The 15842-nt window shown below is 72.2% G+C and carries 12 protein-coding genes, 2 rRNA genes and 1 pseudogene (1 of these 15 cut by a window edge); 6 read left to right on the top strand and 9 right to left on the bottom strand.

Annotation, left to right across the window (positions count from 1 at the left end):
• Nucleotides 1-759 carry a response regulator transcription factor gene (locus OG556_RS21980; RefSeq protein WP_079135841.1) on the bottom strand — a complete coding sequence of 253 codons (759 nt, stop codon included), beginning with the start codon at nucleotides 757-759 and terminating at the stop codon, nucleotides 1-3.
• A gap of 205 nt (nucleotides 760-964) precedes the next feature.
• The gene (gene hpf / locus OG556_RS21975) at nucleotides 965-1657 is read right to left on the bottom strand and encodes a ribosome hibernation-promoting factor, HPF/YfiA family (protein WP_371518617.1); all 693 of its coding nucleotides are present in this window, start codon (nucleotides 1655-1657) and stop codon (nucleotides 965-967) included.
• Between the two features lie 370 nt (nucleotides 1658-2027).
• Here hpf and OG556_RS21970 point away from each other — a divergent pair, with 370 nt between their 5' ends.
• Nucleotides 2028-2747: a ComF family protein gene (locus OG556_RS21970; protein ID WP_371518616.1), complete on the top strand. Its 720-nt coding sequence runs from the start codon at nucleotides 2028-2030 to the stop codon at nucleotides 2745-2747.
• 74 nt (nucleotides 2748-2821) lie between these two features.
• Here OG556_RS21970 and OG556_RS21965 read toward each other — a convergent pair whose 3' ends face one another.
• From OG556_RS21965 to mtrA, 3 genes are all read right to left on the bottom strand, one after another.
• Nucleotides 2822-4687: an LpqB family beta-propeller domain-containing protein gene (locus OG556_RS21965; protein WP_371518614.1), complete on the bottom strand. Its 1866-nt coding sequence runs from the start codon at nucleotides 4685-4687 to the stop codon at nucleotides 2822-2824.
• Nucleotides 4662-6698, bottom strand: a complete 2037-nt coding sequence (gene mtrB, locus OG556_RS21960) for an MtrAB system histidine kinase MtrB (RefSeq protein WP_371518613.1) — start codon at nucleotides 6696-6698, stop codon at nucleotides 4662-4664. The genes OG556_RS21965 and mtrB overlap by 26 nt, the downstream gene beginning before the upstream one ends.
• Nucleotides 6699-6768: 70 nt before the next feature.
• Nucleotides 6769-7446 (bottom strand): MtrAB system response regulator MtrA, encoded by a 678-nt coding sequence (mtrA, locus tag OG556_RS21955; RefSeq protein ID WP_030247322.1) that lies wholly within the window; start codon nucleotides 7444-7446, stop codon nucleotides 6769-6771.
• 288 nt (nucleotides 7447-7734) lie between these two features.
• Here mtrA and OG556_RS21950 point away from each other — a divergent pair, with 288 nt between their 5' ends.
• The 5 genes from OG556_RS21950 (at nucleotide 7735) to OG556_RS21930 (ending at nucleotide 13177) form a co-directional block, all read left to right on the top strand.
• Complete coding sequence (locus tag OG556_RS21950) at nucleotides 7735-8910, top strand: hypothetical protein (protein ID WP_371518612.1); 1176 nt, start codon at nucleotides 7735-7737, stop codon at nucleotides 8908-8910.
• 5 nt (nucleotides 8911-8915) lie between these two features.
• Nucleotides 8916-9575 (top strand): DUF4129 domain-containing protein, encoded by a 660-nt coding sequence (locus OG556_RS21945; protein ID WP_371518611.1) that lies wholly within the window; start codon nucleotides 8916-8918, stop codon nucleotides 9573-9575.
• A complete protein-coding gene (locus OG556_RS21940; RefSeq protein WP_371518610.1) occupies nucleotides 9572-10816 on the top strand; it encodes a DUF4350 domain-containing protein in 1245 nt (414 codons plus the stop codon). The genes OG556_RS21945 and OG556_RS21940 overlap by 4 nt, the downstream gene beginning before the upstream one ends.
• A 101-nt stretch (nucleotides 10817-10917) precedes the next feature.
• Nucleotides 10918-11838 carry an AAA family ATPase gene (locus OG556_RS21935; protein ID WP_371522808.1) on the top strand — a complete coding sequence of 307 codons (921 nt, stop codon included), beginning with the start codon at nucleotides 10918-10920 and terminating at the stop codon, nucleotides 11836-11838.
• Nucleotides 11839-11866: 28 nt separating this feature from the next.
• Nucleotides 11867-13177: a DUF58 domain-containing protein gene (locus OG556_RS21930; RefSeq protein ID WP_371518609.1), complete on the top strand. Its 1311-nt coding sequence runs from the start codon at nucleotides 11867-11869 to the stop codon at nucleotides 13175-13177.
• 97 nt (nucleotides 13178-13274) lie between these two features.
• On the opposite strand, the pseudogene OG556_RS21925 reads toward OG556_RS21930, so the two are convergent.
• The 4 genes and pseudogenes from OG556_RS21925 to OG556_RS21910 all read right to left on the bottom strand — a co-directional run.
• A pseudogene (locus tag OG556_RS21925) lies at nucleotides 13275-13607 on the bottom strand (RNA polymerase subunit sigma-24); the annotation flags it as partial.
• The gene (locus tag OG556_RS21920) at nucleotides 13603-14010 is read right to left on the bottom strand and encodes a YciI family protein (RefSeq protein ID WP_371522806.1); all 408 of its coding nucleotides are present in this window, start codon (nucleotides 14008-14010) and stop codon (nucleotides 13603-13605) included. The pseudogene OG556_RS21925 and the gene OG556_RS21920, both read right to left, overlap by 5 nt.
• A gap of 204 nt (nucleotides 14011-14214) precedes the next feature.
• A 5S ribosomal RNA gene (gene rrf / locus OG556_RS21915) occupies nucleotides 14215-14331 on the bottom strand.
• Nucleotides 14332-14418: 87 nt separating this feature from the next.
• Nucleotides 14419-15842: ribosomal RNA gene (locus OG556_RS21910) — 23S ribosomal RNA — on the bottom strand; it runs 1696 nt beyond the window's last position.

Here is a 15842-nt window from a genome sequence, read left to right as displayed (position 1 = left end):
TCACCCTATTTCGAGGATCTTCTCGCGCATCGCGTACACCACCGCCTCCATCCTGGAGTGCAGTTGGAGCTTCTCCAGGATGTTGCGCACGTGGTTCTTCACGGTGTTCTCGCTGATGAACAGCTCCTTGGCGATCTCCCGGTTGTTCATCCCGGTCGCCACCAGCTTGAGCACCTCCAACTCCCGGTCGGTGAGCCGGGGTGCGGGCACCAGGTCCCGGTCGTCGGAGCGGCGCTGGATCATCGACTTGAACTCGGTGAGCAGCTTGGACGCCATCGACGGGCTGATCTGGGACTGCCCGTCGGCGACCGCGCGGATCGCGGTGGCGACCTCGTCGGTGGAGATCTCCTTCAGCAGGTAGCCGGTGGCGCCCGCCTTGATCGCCTCGTAGAGGTCGGCCTCCTCGTCGCTTATCGTCAACATGATGATCTTGGTGCTGGGTGCCACGTCCTTGATCGCGGTGCAGGCCTCGATCCCGCTGCGGCGCGGCATCCGGACGTCCATCAGGATGATGTCCGGGAGCAGGTCGGCAGCCTTCAGCACGGCCTCGGCGCCGTCGCCGGCCTCGCCGACGACCTTGATGTCCGGCTCCTCCGCGAGCACGATCTCCAGCCCACGGCGGAACAACGCGTGGTCGTCCACCACCAGCACGCGGATCGGCTCACCCCGGTGCGGCGCGTACGCGGGTTCCTCCTCCGGTCCCGGTGACAGTCCGGTGACCGGCCCCGTAGCGGGCCCCAGCCCGAAGTGATCCCCCATCCGCTCCTCCCCCTTCGCGGGTCGTCGTGCGCCAATCATTCCACGCCGCGCGGCCGTTGCGGTCACCCTCCGACGCCGCCCTTCCGCATCGGGTGACCTCCCGGGCCCGCCCTCGACTCCCGCTCCACCCGCCCTGCCCCGAAACGCCGGTGACCCCGGCGGACTCGGCCGCCGGGGTCACCCCTCCAGGATTGTCTTCGGACGGTCAGTCCTCGTCGTCGCTTTCGCCGATCGCCCCGCCCGCGCCGCTGCCCGCGCCGGCCGACCCGTCGGTCTGCAGGTGGATGACGCCGTAGTGGTAGCCGTGACGGCGGTAGACGACGCTCGGCAGGCCGCTGTCCTTCTCCACGAAGAGGTAGAAGTCGTGGCCGACCAGTTCCATCTCGTACAGCGCCTGGTCCAGCGCCATGGGGGCGGCCGGGTGGGTCTTCTCCCGGACCACCAGCGGGCCTTCGCCCTCCACTTCCAGGGATCCCATCATGGTCTTGCGGACGGCCCCGTTGGTCTCGCCCTCCCGCGCCGCCGTGTCCGGCAGCGCGGCCAGCGCCGCGGTCGCCTCGGCGACGCTGATGGGGGTGCGGCCGTTGCCGCCCTTGTGCACTCGGCGCCGGTCCGCGGACTTGCGCAGCTGGGCGTCGAGCTTCGCCGAGGCCAGGTCGAGCGCCGCGTACGGGTCGGCGGCGGCGGCTTCGGCCCGGATCACCGGCCCACGGGTACGGAGAGTGATCTCCACCCGCTCGGACCGGTCGGCCTGCCGCGGGTTGTGCTCCTTGGACACCTCGACGTCGAGGCTGATCACCTTGCCGTCGAACTTCTGGACCTTCTCCAGCTTCTCGGCCACGTGCTCGCGGAACCTCTTGGGCACCTCGGTCTTGCGGCCCTTGACGACGATGTCCACGCAGAACTCCGATCCCTCGTGCTGACGCCGATCCGGGTGCTACCGGACCGGACTGAGACCCAGCTGGACCAGCCCATCCACTGCCGGCCCCCCGCCCCCGCCGCCAGCGGCGGGAAACGACTGGCCCTCACCTCACTTCCTCCCCACCAGGGACGGTTGAAACCCCTTGGAGCTTTATCGAACACCTCACACGGGGTTTTCGCCTCCCCAGGCGCGGAGTCGGGTATGACCCGATACTGCGGGCGGGCGGTCAAGCTGTTGGACCCTGTCTACCCTCCTGCGAGTGAAGCACGGGTAAATACCTGGACAACACCCCCCGTACGGCGCATCCTTTGCTCACTCTCCGTGCCTGCCGTCGCCAGGAGCAGCCGTGCCACCACCCTCCGCCCCCACCCGTCCGCCGTCCGCCCAAGGGCCGTTCGGCCACGCACTGGCCGGACTGCTGGACGTCCTGGTCCCGGCCCGCTGCGCCGGCTGCGGCGCCGAGCGCACCCAGCTCTGCCCGGTCTGCCACCACGCGCTGGCCGCCACCCGGCCCGGCCCCACGCTGCTGCCCTGGGCGCACGCCGCCGCCCCGTACGCCGATCCCGTCCGGCAGTTGCTGCTCGCCCACAAGGAGCGCGGCGCGCTGCGCTTGGCGGGCCCGCTCGGCGAGGCGCTCGGCCGGGCCGTCCGCTCCGCCCTGGGGCCGCGTGCCGGGGCCGCGCCGCTGCTGCTGGTCCCGATGCCCTCGGCCCGGTCCGCCGTCCGCGCCCGCGGCCACGACCCGACGCTGCGGCTGGCCGGGGCAGCCGCCCGCTCGCTGCGCCGGTGCGGCCTGGACGCCCGGGCCGAGCCGCTGCTGCGGCACGCCCGCCCGGTCGCCGACCAGGCCGGGCTGAGCGCGGCCGAGCGCCACCGCAACCTGCACGGCGCGCTCACCGTGCTGCCGCGCGCCCGGCGCGACCTGCTGGGCCGTCAGCCGGTCCTGGTGGACGACCTGGTGACCACCGGCGCCAGCCTCGCCGAGGCGGCCCGGGCACTGGCGGACGCCGGACTGCCCGCCCGGGCGGGCGCCGCGGTCGCCGCCACCGCGCACCGGCCCGGCTGAGGCACCGTGCGGCCCGACGGGGCATCAGGGATCGGAACGTCAGGCCGTGACGGGCCGGTTCCCAGACGCACGCCCTAGCCCGCGTAGAAGAAGGACCCGGCCTTGTCGGCCAACTGGACCTCGCGCCACTGACTGCCGATCAGCCGGTAGATCGCGCCGCCGGCCGCCGCGAGCACCGACGGCGCCTGGGCCAGGACGTTGCCCCGGGACTCGGAGGCCGAGACGGTGAGCATGTTCTCGGCCTGCAGCGTGGTGTCGGCGCTCTGCGTGCCGTCGGTGCCGATGTAGTACAGCTGCTTGATCCGGTCGGCCTCCTTGCCGAGCACCAGCAGCTGGTCGGCCTCCGCCCAGGAGACCGAGGCGACGTCGGTGAGCGAGGGGGCCGCCCGGCGCAGGCCGGTGATCCGCGCGGTCGGCGCCTCCGGGGTGCCGCCGTGCACCACCAGGCCGAAGTACAGCGAGCGGCTGGGCACGCCCGCGGTCTTGACCACCAGGGCGGCCCGGGCGCCGTCCGAGGAGATCTTCAGGGCCTGCACGGTCTGCCCGTCCAGCCCCTCGACCGCGACGGGGTACGTCCGGTTGCCGCGGACCATCACCACCCGCGGGCCCTGCGGGTTGCGGTCCACCACCCAGAGGTCGCCGCGGCCGTCCCAGCTGGGCGAGGCGAGGCCGTCCTCCTTGTCGGAGGTCTTCACCGGCGAGGTGAGCACCGGGTCGGGCAGCGCCACCGCGCTGTCCGCCAGCGGCACCGAGTAGAGCTGGTGGCCGTCCCCGCTGATCGCCGCGGCCCGGGAGCCGTCCCGGTTGACGGCCATGGTGCCGAGCGGCGCCTTGCCGGCCGGCTGCGGCTTGCCGAGGACGCCGCGCACCGGCTCGCCGTTGCGCTGCTCGTCGGTGACCATCAGGAGGCCGTTGTCGGCGCGCTGGTAGTACTGCTGCGCGGGCAGCGGCCCGGCCAGGGCGCCGGGGCCGGTGGCCGGCAGGTCGTTGCGGCTGGCGAAGCAGTTGCCCCGCTGGCCCTTGAGTTCGAGCCGTTCGACCTGCCCCTTGCCCTGGTCGGCGAGGGTGTAGAAGAGCTGGGTCGCCATCCGCCGGCAGGACACCGGCTCGCTGACGTCCGCCCCGCCGAGCTGCACGTGGGCGATCCGGCCGTCGTCGACGCTCACCCGGTCGACGCTGACGCCGCTCGGGAAGGACGTCCGGGCGACCGGCGCGAGCCAGGTCGAGGGCCCGGCGACCAGGGCCTTGGCGGCGGCGGTCAGCGGGTCTATCCGGCGCCGCAGGTAGATCGGGTCGGGGATCAGGACCTGCTGGCCGGCGCTCCCGGTGACGGTCGAGGACGGGTCCGGCGTGGTGTAGAAGTACCGGTCGACCTGGCGGTAGCTGTTGTTGAAGTTGGTCTCGTTCATGATCACGCCGGCCGGCAGCCGGTCGATCCGCCACTCGCCGTCCTTCTCCCGGACGAGGGTGAAGTCGGCGGAGACGTCCCGCTGCCCCTCGGCCAGGTACGAGTGCTTCTCGTCGATCCTGGCGATCAGCGAGCCGGTCACCGTCGCGGAGACGCTGGTGTCGGTGTCGGCGATGTCCTGGCCGGCCGGGAGGTTCGGGGTGGCGGCGGAGAGCACCTGGATGCCGGCGTCCGGGTTCCAGTGCGCGGAGGCGTTCTCGGTGAGGTACTGCCGCGCGGTCTCGTACCCCTCGTCGGCGGTCACCGCGTCCAGGAACCCGGTCAGCAGGGCACGCGGCTTGGCGCCCTTGGCCGGCGCCACCGGGTAGACCTTGGCCTGCAGGTTCTTGTCGGCCGCCCCCTGCGACAGCTCCACCCGGGAGATGCCGCCGGAGTCCGGCATGGCCGCGCAGCCGCTCGCCACCAGGGCGCCGAGCACCACGCCGGCCACCGCCGTGAACCGCGGCTCAGTCCTGCTGCTCGTCCTTCGCACGCTGCGACCCCTCCAGGTCCGTCCCGCCCGTCCCGTCCGTCACGTCCGGCTCCGCCGTCCGCTGTGCCACCGACGGCCTTCCGGGCGTCGGGTCCACCATCACCTGGGCGCCGGTGGCACCGTACCCGCTCCCCGCCGTCCGGACGTCCGAGGGGTCCGCGCGCGGCCCTTCGGGCAGCCGGCGCTTGCCCAGGTCGGGGCCGATGTTCAGCACCCCGCCGAGCCCGCTGCCGAAGCCGTTGACGGGCCCCTCCGGCGTCTCCGCCTGCTCCTCGGCCGCGGTCATCGCGGTCGCGCCGGGCGGGCTGATCGCCCGCCGGTACGGCACGCCGTAGGTGCCCAGGCCCCGGTTGTTGCGGGAGTCCTCCGGCTCCAGCCGGAACGGCGCCCGGCTGATCTCGCCGCCCCGGGTGCGCGGCAGGGTGAGCCGGAAGTGCGAGCCGCCGCCGGGCTCGCCCCAGGCCTGCAGCCAGCCGCCGTGCAGGTGCGCGTCCTCGACGGCGATGGACAGGCCGAGGCCGGTGCCGCCGGTGGTCCGCACCCGGGACGGGTCGGCCCGCCAGAAGCGGTGGAACACCCGGGACGCCTCGCCCGGCTTGAGGCCGATGCCGTAGTCGCGCACGCCGACGGCGACCGCGCCGTCGGCCGAGCCCAGCCGGACCACCACGTCGCGTCCCTCGCCGTGCTCCAGGGCGTTGACCACCAGGTTGCGCAGGATGCGCTCGATCCGGCGGGAGTCCACCTCGGCGACGACCGGCTCGCCGTCGCCGCGGATCACCACCGCACTGCCCTTGGCCTGGGCCAGCGGGTCGGCGGCCTCCACCACCCGGGCGACGATGTCGCGCAGGTCGACCGGCTCGCCGTCCAGGATCGCGGCGCCGGCGTCGAAGCGGCTGATCTCCAGCAGGTCGGCGAGCAGCGACTCGAAGCGGTCCAGCTGGCCCTGCAGCAGCTCCGCCGAGCGGGCCGCCATCGGGTCCAGGTCCTCGCGGCTGTCGTAGATGAGGTCGGCGGCCATCCGGACCGTGGTCAGCGGGGTGCGCAGCTCGTGCGAGACGTCCGAGACGAAGCGCCGCTGCACCCGGGACAGCTCCTCCAGCTGGCGGATCTGGGCCTGGAGGGCGTTGGCCATCCGGTTGAACGACTCGCCGAGGCGGGCGATGTCGTCCGTGCCGGTGACCTTCATCCGCTCTTCCAGGTGCCCGTCGGCGAGCCGCTCGGAGATGCCGGCGGCCATCCGGACCGGGGTGACCACCTGGCGCACCACGACCCAGGCGATGCCGCCCATCAGGATCACCACGAACACGCCGGCGGTCGCCAGGGTGCCGGTGATCAGGTCGAGGGTGTCGGTCTCCTGGCCGAAGGAGAACACGTAGAACATCTGGTAGCTGTTGCCGGCCGGGCCGGTGAACTGCATGCCGAGGGCCAGCCCGGGCTCGGTCCGCTCGTCGGCCCGGTGGATCCGGGCCGGCTGGTCGAACATCTGGCCGGGCTCGGAGTGGACCCTGTCCCGCAGGGTGTCGGGGACGCTGCTGGGCAGGATGTCGCCCGAGAAGCGCGGCGCGAAGCCGTTCTCCGGGACGATGGCGTCGGTGCCGGCGGCCATCGCGATCACCGAGTAGACGGTCTGCCCGCTCGCGGCCAGGTCGTTGACCTGCCGCAGCAGCCAGGTGCCGGTCTCCTCGATGGTGGGGTCGGGCGTGGCGCCGACCCGCAGCCGCTGGTCCTTCGCCTCGTCGATCTTCTTCAGTTCCGCCTGGAACCCGATCCTGGCCTGCTCGCGGGCGGCCGCCATCTTGGTGCCGAGCAGGCCGGTGCGCACCTGCGCCATCACGACCACGCCGAGCACCAGGACGACCGCGATGGACGCGAGCAGCGAGACCGCCACCACGCGCAGCTGGATCGACCGGCGGTACAGCGCCGTCACCCGGCGCGCGGGGCGACGCAGCTGACGGGTCAGCAGCGCGTACGCGGCCGCCCGGCGCCGGCGGCGGGTGGTCGAACTCAGCACGGACCCGCGAACCGCGTCGGCCCCGTCGGTCGCGGAACCCGACGGGGCTTCGTCAGCCAGGTGCGTCACGTCAGCTGGGTCCGGCCTTGTAGCCGACGCCGCGGACGGTCACCACGATCTCGGGGCGCTCCGGGTCCTTCTCGATCTTGGACCGCAGGCGCTGCACGTGGACGTTGACCAGGCGGGTGTCCGCCGCGTGCCGGTAGCCCCAGACCTGCTCCAGCAGCACCTCACGGGTGAACACCTGCCAGGGCTTGCGGGCCAGCGCGACCAGCAGGTCGAACTCCAGCGGGGTCAGCGGGATGCCCCGGCCGTCCCGCTTCACCGAGTGGCCGGCCACGTCGATCACCAGGTCGCCGATGGTCAGCTGCTCGGGCGTCGGCTCCTCGGCACGGCGCAGCCGGGCACGTACCCGGGCCACCAGCTCCTTGGGCTTGAACGGCTTGGTGACGTAGTCGTCGGCACCCGACTCCAGGCCCACCACGACGTCGACCGTGTCGGTCTTCGCGGTCAGCATGACGATCGGAATGCCGGACTCCGCCCGGATCTGCCGGCAGACGTCGATTCCGTCCCGACCGGGCAGCATCAGGTCGAGCAGGACCAGGTCGGGCTTGGTCTCCCGGAACGCAGCTAGCGCCCTGTCCCCATCCGCGACGAAAAACGGCTCAAAACCCTCACCACGCAGCACGATACCGAGCATCTCGGCCAGTGCGGAGTCGTCATCAACGACGAGGACGCGTCCCTTCATGCGTCCATCCTCTCATTACCGGATTGTGACCTGCCGCACAGCAGTGCCAATGCTCCACAACGGCCAACTCCCCCCACCGGTTAATTCCGGCCATACCGGTCGAATGTGCCCGGCCGGAGCGCCTTCGAACGGTCCGCGACCCACCGCCCGGCCACCGGAAGGCCCCCGTTTCCGACCAGCGGCCGGATACCCATGGGGCCTCCCCAGGCCCCATGGCACGATGGGCGCTGCGCGCGGGCGAAAGATCCGCCCGGAACCGCGCCCGTGACGCCCCTCCGAGGAGCAGTGATGACCGACACTCCGGGCTGGGCCTCGCCCGGCTCGCCCGAGCCGCCCCGCGACGACGCCCGGCCGCCGGCCGACGCGCCCGCCGCCGTGCCCGGGCCGTCGGCACCACCGCAGGGCGCCCCCGCCCCGGCCCCCGGCTGGAACGGCCGGCAGGCCCGGCCCGACTGGAGCCGGCCCGCACCGAACGGCCACCACCCCTACGGCTGGGGCGCTCCGCAGAGCCCCAAGCCCGGCGTCATCCCGCTGCGCCCGCTCGGACTCGGCGAACTCCTCGACGGCTCCGTCGCCACCATCCGCAAGCACTGGCGGACGACCCTCGCCCTCTCCCTCGGCATCGCCATCGTCGAGCAGGCCGGCAACGTCGCCGCCCAGCTGCTGGTCAAGGGCAAGACCGGCCCCGCCACCCAGGTGACGACCATGCTGGCCTCGATGCCGCTGACGGTGCTGCTCGGCGTGGTCGCCACCGCGCTGCTCACCATGGTCGTCAGCCGCGCCGTCCTCGGGCAGTCCGCGAACGCCGGGGACGCCTGGCGCGACGCCCGCCGCCGGCTGCCGCAGTTGCTCGGGCTGACCCTGCTCACCGGCCTGATGTCCGGCGGTGTGGTGCTGCTCGGCTTCAGCCCCTGGTACTTCTACGCCACCGGCTCGGCGGGCGCCCCCGAGACGGAGGCCCTGCTGTTCCTCGTCGGCATCCTGACCATCCCGGTCGGGTTCTGGCTGTGGATCCGGTTCAGCCTGGCCGCCCCCGCCCTGATGCTGGAGAAGCAGGGCGTGCGGACCGCGCTGTCCCGCTCCCGGCGGCTGACCCTCAGCTCCTGGTGGCGGATCTTCGGCATCTCGCTGCTCGGCGAGGTGCTGACCTTCATCGTCGCCATGGTCATCGCGATCCCGTTCCGCTTCGCCGGACTCGTCCTCGGCTTCAGCGACCTCGACCGCCAGGTCGACCTCAGCTCGGCCCACGAGCCCACCGCGATGCTGATCACCACCGCGATCGCCGGCATCATCGCCGCCACCCTCACCATCCCCTTCCGGGCCGCCCTCGGCGTCCTCATCTACGTCGACCAGCGGATCCGCCGCGAGGCCCTGGACATCGAACTCGCCCGCGCCGCCGGCCTCGCCGAGCCCGGCGCCACCGGCTGGGGCGACCAGGCCGGCCGACCCCCCGCGAGGCGCTGACCCGGATGCCTACCTGGGGGGACAGGCTCCTCGTCGCGGGCGGCGCCCCGGTCACCGTCCCGCGTGACCCGGCCCGCGACGCCGCCCGCGACGAGCTGCTCGACGCCGAGTACCACAAGCACGACCCGAGCGTCCTGGAACGGGTCATGACCTGGCTCAACGACCACATCACCGACGCGCTCGACAGCATCTCCGGCAACGGCACCAGCGGCACCACCGGCCTGGTGCTCTTCCTGATCGTCGCCGTGCTGATCGGCGCCGCCCTCTGGTGGCGCCTCGGCGCGCCACGGCGCGCGGCCCGCACCGTCCTCGACGTCTACGGCGTCGAAGGACCGCGCGGCGCCGGCCAGTACCGGGCCGACGCCGAACGGCACGCCGCCGCCGGGCAGTGGAACGAGGCCGTCCGCGCGCAGATGCGGGCCCTGGTCCGGGCCCTGGAGGAACGCACCCTGCTCGACGTCCGCCCCGGCCGCACCGCCGACGAGGCCGCCACCGAGGCCGGCCGGGCCCTGCCCGACCACGCCGCCGCCCTGGCCGCCGCCGCCCGCACCTTCGACGACATCGCCTACGGCGAGCGCACCGCCGACCAGGCCGCGTACCAGCTGCTGCGCGAGCTCGACCGGACCCTGGAACGCGCCCGCCCGGCCCTGGGAGGAGCGGCATGACCAGCACCGCCCCCGCGCCGCCCGCGCCGCAGCCGCCCACCGCCCCGGTCCCCGGCGGGGTCCCCGGCGGGACGGCCACGACCAGCCTCGCCCCCACCGGCCGCGGCCTCTGGCGCCGGGCCCGCTGGTACCTGCTCGTCCTCGCCGTCCTGCTGATCGGCGCCACCGCCGTGGCCGCCCTCGGGCAGGACCGCCGCTACCCGCCGCTCGACCCGCGCTCCTACGACAAGGACGGCAGCCACGCCGTCCTCGCGCTGCTCGAACACCAGGGCCTCAAGACCGACCTCACCACCGACCTCACCGGCCACCCGGGCGGCGCCGACACCCTCGTCCTGCCCGAGCCCGACCTGCTCGGCCCCGCCGAACTGCGCGCCGTCGCCGCGGCCCGGCACAGCCGGCTCGTCCTCATCGCCCCCGGTCCGGCCGCACTCAGCGCCCTGGCCCCCGGCATCCGCCCCTCCGACGAGGACGGCGGGCCCTCCTACGCCTCCGTCCGCAGCACCGCCGCCCAGTGCCCGCTCACCGAGGCCGTCCGGGCCGGCAGCGCCGAGATCGGCGGGATGCTCTACACCAGCGGCAGCCGCGGCGCCGGCTGCTACCCGCGCGGCCACGGCTACCCGCTGGTCAGCGCCCCGACCGCCGGCGGCGACGTCATCGTGCTCGGCACCGGCGACTTCCTGCACAACGAGCAGCTCGCCAAGGACGGCAACGCCGCCCTCGCCCTCGGCCTGCTCGGCTCCCAGCCCCGCCTCACCTGGCACCTGCCCGACTACAGCGCCCCGCTCGCCCCGGGCACCCGGGACAAGACCTTCGGCGACTACATCCCGGACGGCTGGCGCTGGGCCGGCTACCAGCTCGCCGTCGCCGCCGTCCTGACCGCCCTCTGGCGCGGCCGCCGACTCGGCCCCGTGATCAGCGAGAACCTGCCCGTGGTGGTCCGCGCCGCCGAGACCACCGAGGGCCGCGCCCGGCTCTACCGCCGCGCCAAGGCCCGCGGCCGCGCCGCCGAGGCCCTGCGCCGGGCCGCCGCGCATCGCCTCGCCCCGGCCCTGGGCGTCCCGCTCCACGCCGGCGCGCCCGACCCCGACACCCTCTGCGCGGCCGTGGCCGACCGCCTCCCCGAGCAGCCCGCCGGCGACGTCCGGGCCCTCCTCTTCGGCCCGCCCCCGACCGACGACACCGCACTGCTGCGGCTCGCCGACGACCTCGACGCCCTCGAAAGGCAGGTACGGAACCCGTGACCGAACAGGCCACCGCCACCCCGTCCAGCACCCCCGGCGCGGCGGCTGCCACCCCGGGCACCCCCGACACCGCCACCGACCCGCGCGCCGCACTCACCGCCCTGCGCGCCGAGATCGGCAAGGCCGTGGTCGGCCAGGACGCCGCCGTCACCGGCCTCGTCGTCGCCCTGCTCTGCGGCGGCCACGTCCTGCTGGAGGGCGTCCCCGGCGTCGCCAAGACCCTGCTGGTCCGCACCCTGTCCACCGCGCTCAACCTGGACACCAAGCGCATCCAGTTCACCCCCGACCTGATGCCCGGCGACGTCACCGGCTCCCTCGTCTACGACGCCCGGACCGCCGAGTTCTCCTTCCAGCCCGGCCCGGTCTTCACCAACCTGCTGCTCGCCGACGAGATCAACCGCACCCCGCCGAAGACCCAGGCCGCCCTGCTGGAGGCCATGGAGGAGCACCAGGTCACCGTCGACGGCGTGCCGCGCCCGCTGCCCGTCCCGTTCCTGGTCGCCGCGACCCAGAACCCGGTCGAGTACGAGGGCACCTACCCGCTGCCCGAGGCCCAGCTGGACCGCTTCCTGCTCAAGCTGGTCCTGCCGCTGCCCGACCGGGACCAGGAGTTCCAGGTCCTGTCCCGGCACGCCGCCGGCTTCGACCCCCGCGACCTCGCCGCCGCCGGTGTCCGCCCGGTCGCCGGGCCCGCGCACCTCGCCGCCGCCCGCGAGCAGATCGCCAAGCTGACCGTCTCCCCCGAGATCCTCGCGTACATCGTCGACCTCTGCCGGGCCACCCGGCAGTCCCCGTCGCTGTCCATCGGCGTCTCGCCGCGCGGTGCCACCGCCCTGCTGGCCGCCTCCCGCGCCTGGGCCTGGCTCGCCGGCCGCGACTACGTCACCCCCGACGACGTCAAGGCCCTGGCCCTGCCCACCCTGCGGCACCGCGTCGCGCTGCGCGCCGAGGCCGAGATGGAGGGCGTCACCGCCGACTCCGTCATCCAGGCCGTCCTCACCCAGACGCCCGCCCCCCGCTGAACCGCCCGTTCCCGAAGGAGCGCACCGCATGGCCCTCACCGGGCGAACCGCCCTGCTCGCCGCGCTCGGCACGCTCGTCGTGGGCCTGTTGCTGCCGTCCTGGGCCGGGATCGGCCTCGTCACCGGCACCGTGCTGCTCGCCGCCGTGATCGACCTGGTGCTCGCCGCCCCCGTCCGCAGCCTGGAACTCGGCCGGGGCGGCGACACCACCGTCCGGCTCGGCGAACCCGCCTCCGTCGAACTGACCGTCACCAACCCCTCCGGGCGGCTCCTGCGGGCCCGGATCCGCGACGCCTGGGCCCCGTCCGCCTGGCGGCCGGGCACCGCCGAGGCCGCCTCCCGGCACACCCTGCACGTCCCCGCCGGCGAGCGGCGCCGGGCCGTCACCGTGCTCGCCCCGACCCGCCGCGGCGACCACCACGCCCGGCGGGTGACGGTCCGTTCGCTCGGGCCGCTCGGCCTGGCCGGCCGCCAGGGCTCGCACCACCTGCCCTGGACGGTCCGCGCCCTGCCCCCGTTCAACAGCCGCAAGCACCTGCCCTCCCGGCTCGCGCGGCTGCGCGAACTCGACGGCCGCACCTCCGTCCTGACCCGCGGCCAGGGCACCGAGTTCGACTCCCTGCGCGAGTACCTGCCCGGCGACGACGTCCGCTCCATCGACTGGCGGGCCAGCGCCCGCCGCAACACCGTCGCCGTCCGCACCTGGCGCCCCGAACGCGACCGGCACATCCTCGTCGTCCTCGACACCGGCCGCACCTCCGCCGGCCGGGTCGGCGACGCGCCCCGCCTCGACGCCGCCCTCGACGCCGCCCTGCTGCTCACCGCCCTCGCCACCCGCGCCGGCGACCGGGTCGACCTGCTCGCCCACGACGCCCGCAAGCGCGCCGCGGTCGCCGGCAGCTCGCCCAGCGAGATCCTGCCGGCCTTCACCAACGCGATGGCCTCCCTCCAACCGGCCCTGCACGAGACCGACATGCGCTCGCTGGTCTCCACCGCCCTCAAGATGGCACCGCACCGCTCGCTGATCGTCCTGCTCACCGGCCTCGACACGGCCCCGGTCGAGGACGGCCTGCGCCCGCTGCTGCCACTGCTCACCAAGCGCCACGAGGTGGTCCTGGCCTCCGTCGCCGACCCCCACCTGGACGCCCTCGCCGCCGGCCGCGGCACCCTGGAAGCCGTCTACGGCGCCGCCGCCGCCGAACAGACCCGCGCCGACCGCCGCGCCACCGCCGACCTCCTCACCCGCCACGGCGTCACCGTCCTCGACGCATCCCCCACCCAGCTCGCCCCCGCGCTCGCCGACACCTACCTCGCGCTCAAGGCCGCCGGCCGCCTCTGAGCCGCGCCGTACGACGGTCCCGTCCCCTGGTCCCGCCCATTGGTCCCATCCCTCCAAGGGGAAAGCCGTGGTGACGCCGTGCCACCCGCCCGGTCCGTCAGCGAGGCCGACGGGAATTGAGCCGGGCGGCCTGGCGCATGAGGTGGTCGCGCTCCGCGAGATTGGGGGCCTGGTGGGCCGCCTCGGCGTACAACCGGGCCGCCGTCTCCAGGTCGCCGTCGCGCTCGTGGAGGTACGCCGCCACCGCCATGTGACGGGGCAGCGAACCGTCCAGTTCCCCGAGCGCCGCCAGCCCCGCGCGCGGTCCGTCGGCCTCACCGACGGCCACCGCGCGGTTGAGCCGGACAACCGGGCTCTCGGTCAGACGGACGAGCTCGTCGTACCACTCCACGATCTGCACCCAGTCGGTCTCCCCGGCGGGGAGGTCACTCGGTGACGGTGGGCGGCGCGGCCAGGAACGGACGCAGCTCCAGCCACTCGTGGATCGGCCGCCCGCCCGCCCCGGGAGCGGCCGACAGTTCCCCGGCCAGCTCGACGGCACGCTCGTAGCTGTCGACGTCGATCACCATCCAGCCGGCGATCAGGTCCTTGGTCTCGGCGAACGGGCCGTCGGTCACCGGCGGGCGCCCCTCGCCGTCGTACCGGACGAACGTCCCCTCCGGAGCGAGAGCCTGGCCGTCGACGAACTCGCCGGTCTTCTCCAGCCGGTCCGCGAAGTCCTGCATGTACTTCACGTGCGCCGAGATCTCCTCGGGCGTCCATCGGTCCATGGGCACGTTGTTGACCGGAGCCGGGGCGCCTCGGTAGTGCTTGAGCAGCAGGTACTTGGCCATGATGTTCTCCTCGGTGCTGGTGCGACCCATTGTGGCCGCGTCCACCCCGGGGACGGAGCCAGCCACGGGTTCTCGACATGGCCGGCCGAACTTTTTGAACTTTCGTGGGGACCCTCGTGGGGACCTTGGTGAGGTGCTCCGGTGGGCCGGAAATGCAAAGAACCCCCATCCGGTTTCCCGGATGGGGGTTCTCTGTGAATGATTGTTCGGCGGCGTCCTACTCTCCCACAGGGTCCCCCCTGCAGTACCATCGGCGCTGTAAGGCTTAGCTTCCGGGTTCGGAATGTAACCGGGCGTTTCCCTCACGCTATGACCACCGAAACACTATGAAACTGTCAACCGCACCAACCCCGTAGCCAAACGGGTTGGGGTCGTTGTTTCAGAACAACACAGTGGACGCGAGCAACTGAGGACAAGCCCTCGGCCTATTAGTACCGGTCAACTCCACCCCTCACAGGGCTTCCATATCCGGCCTATCAACCCAGTCGTCTACTGGGAGCCTTACCCTCTCAAGGAGGTGGGAGTGCTCATCTCGAAGCAGGCTTCCCGCTTAGATGCTTTCAGCGGTTATCCCTCCCGAACGTAGCCAACCAGCCATGCCCTTGGCAGGACAACTGGCACACCAGAGGTTCGTCCGTCCCGGTCCTCTCGTACTAGGGACAGCCCTTCTCAACACTCCTACGCGCACAGCGGATAGGGACCGAACTGTCTCACGACGTTCTAAACCCAGCTCGCGTACCGCTTTAATGGGCGAACAGCCCAACCCTTGGGACCTACTCCAGCCCCAGGATGCGACGAGCCGACATCGAGGTGCCAAACCATCCCGTCGATATGGACTCTTGGGGAAGATCAGCCTGTTATCCCCGGGGTACCTTTTATCCGTTGAGCGACGGCGCTTCCACAAGCCACCGCCGGATCACTAGTCCCTACTTTCGTACCTGCTCGACCCGTCAGTCTCACAGTCAAGCTCCCTTGTGCACTTACACTCAACACCTGATTGCCAACCAGGCTGAGGGAACCTTTGGGCGCCTCCGTTACTCTTTAGGAGGCAACCGCCCCAGTTAAACTACCCACCAGACACTGTCCCTGATCCGGATCACGGACCCAGGTTAGACATCCAGCACGACCAGAGTGGTATTTCAACGACGACTCCACAACAACTGGCGTTGCCGCTTCAAAGTCTCCCACCTATCCTACACAAGCCGAACCGAACACCAATATCAAGCTATAGTAAAGGTCCCGGGGTCTTTCCGTCCTGCTGCGCGAAACGAGCATCTTTACTCGTAATGCAATTTCACCGGGCCTATGGTTGAGACAGTCGAGAAGTCGTTACGCCATTCGTGCAGGTCGGAACTTACCCGACAAGGAATTTCGCTACCTTAGGATGGTTATAGTTACCACCGCCGTTTACTGGCGCTTAAGTTCTCAGCTTCGCCTGGACGAATCCAAGCTAACCGGTCCCCTTAACGTTCCAGCACCGGGCAGGCGTCAGTCCGTATACATCGCCTTACGGCTTCGCACGGACCTGTGTTTTTAGTAAACAGTCGCTTCTCGCTGGTCTCTGCGGCCACCCCCAGCTCTGGCAGCAAGTGCCGTCACCAGGAATGGCCCCCTTCTCCCGAAGTTACGGGGGCATTTTGCCGAGTTCCTTAACCATAGTTCACCCGAACGCCTCGGTATTCTCTACCTGACCACCTGAGTCGGTTTGGGGTACGGGCCGCCATGAAACTCGCTAGAGGCTTTTCTCGACAGCATAGGATCATCCACTTCACCACAATCGGCTCGGCATCAGGTCTCAGACTATGTGAACGGCGGATTTGCCTACCGTTCGT

Source organism: Kitasatospora sp. NBC_01300 (genome assembly GCF_041435235.1).
GTDB lineage: Bacteria > Actinomycetota > Actinomycetes > Streptomycetales > Streptomycetaceae > Kitasatospora.
This window is presented reverse-complemented; position numbering and strand designations above follow the sequence as displayed.

What these genes read in the sequence shown, in the direction of transcription:
- OG556_RS21920 (WP_371522806.1), bottom strand. Translation starts at nt 14,010, where the DNA reads ATGGCCAAGTACCTGCTGCTCAAGCACTACCGAGGCGCCCCGGCTCCG.
- OG556_RS21930 (WP_371518609.1), top strand. Translation starts at nt 11,867, where the DNA reads ATGGCCCTCACCGGGCGAACCGCCCTGCTCGCCGCGCTCGGCACGCTC.
- OG556_RS21940 (WP_371518610.1), top strand. Translation starts at nt 9,572, where the DNA reads ATGACCAGCACCGCCCCCGCGCCGCCCGCGCCGCAGCCGCCCACCGCC.
- OG556_RS21950 (WP_371518612.1), top strand. Translation starts at nt 7,735, where the DNA reads ATGACCGACACTCCGGGCTGGGCCTCGCCCGGCTCGCCCGAGCCGCCC.
- OG556_RS21945 (WP_371518611.1), top strand. Translation starts at nt 8,916, where the DNA reads ATGCCTACCTGGGGGGACAGGCTCCTCGTCGCGGGCGGCGCCCCGGTC.
- OG556_RS21980 (WP_079135841.1), bottom strand. Translation starts at nt 759, where the DNA reads ATGGGGGATCACTTCGGGCTGGGGCCCGCTACGGGGCCGGTCACCGGA.
- mtrA (WP_030247322.1), bottom strand. Translation starts at nt 7,446, where the DNA reads ATGAAGGGACGCGTCCTCGTCGTTGATGACGACTCCGCACTGGCCGAG.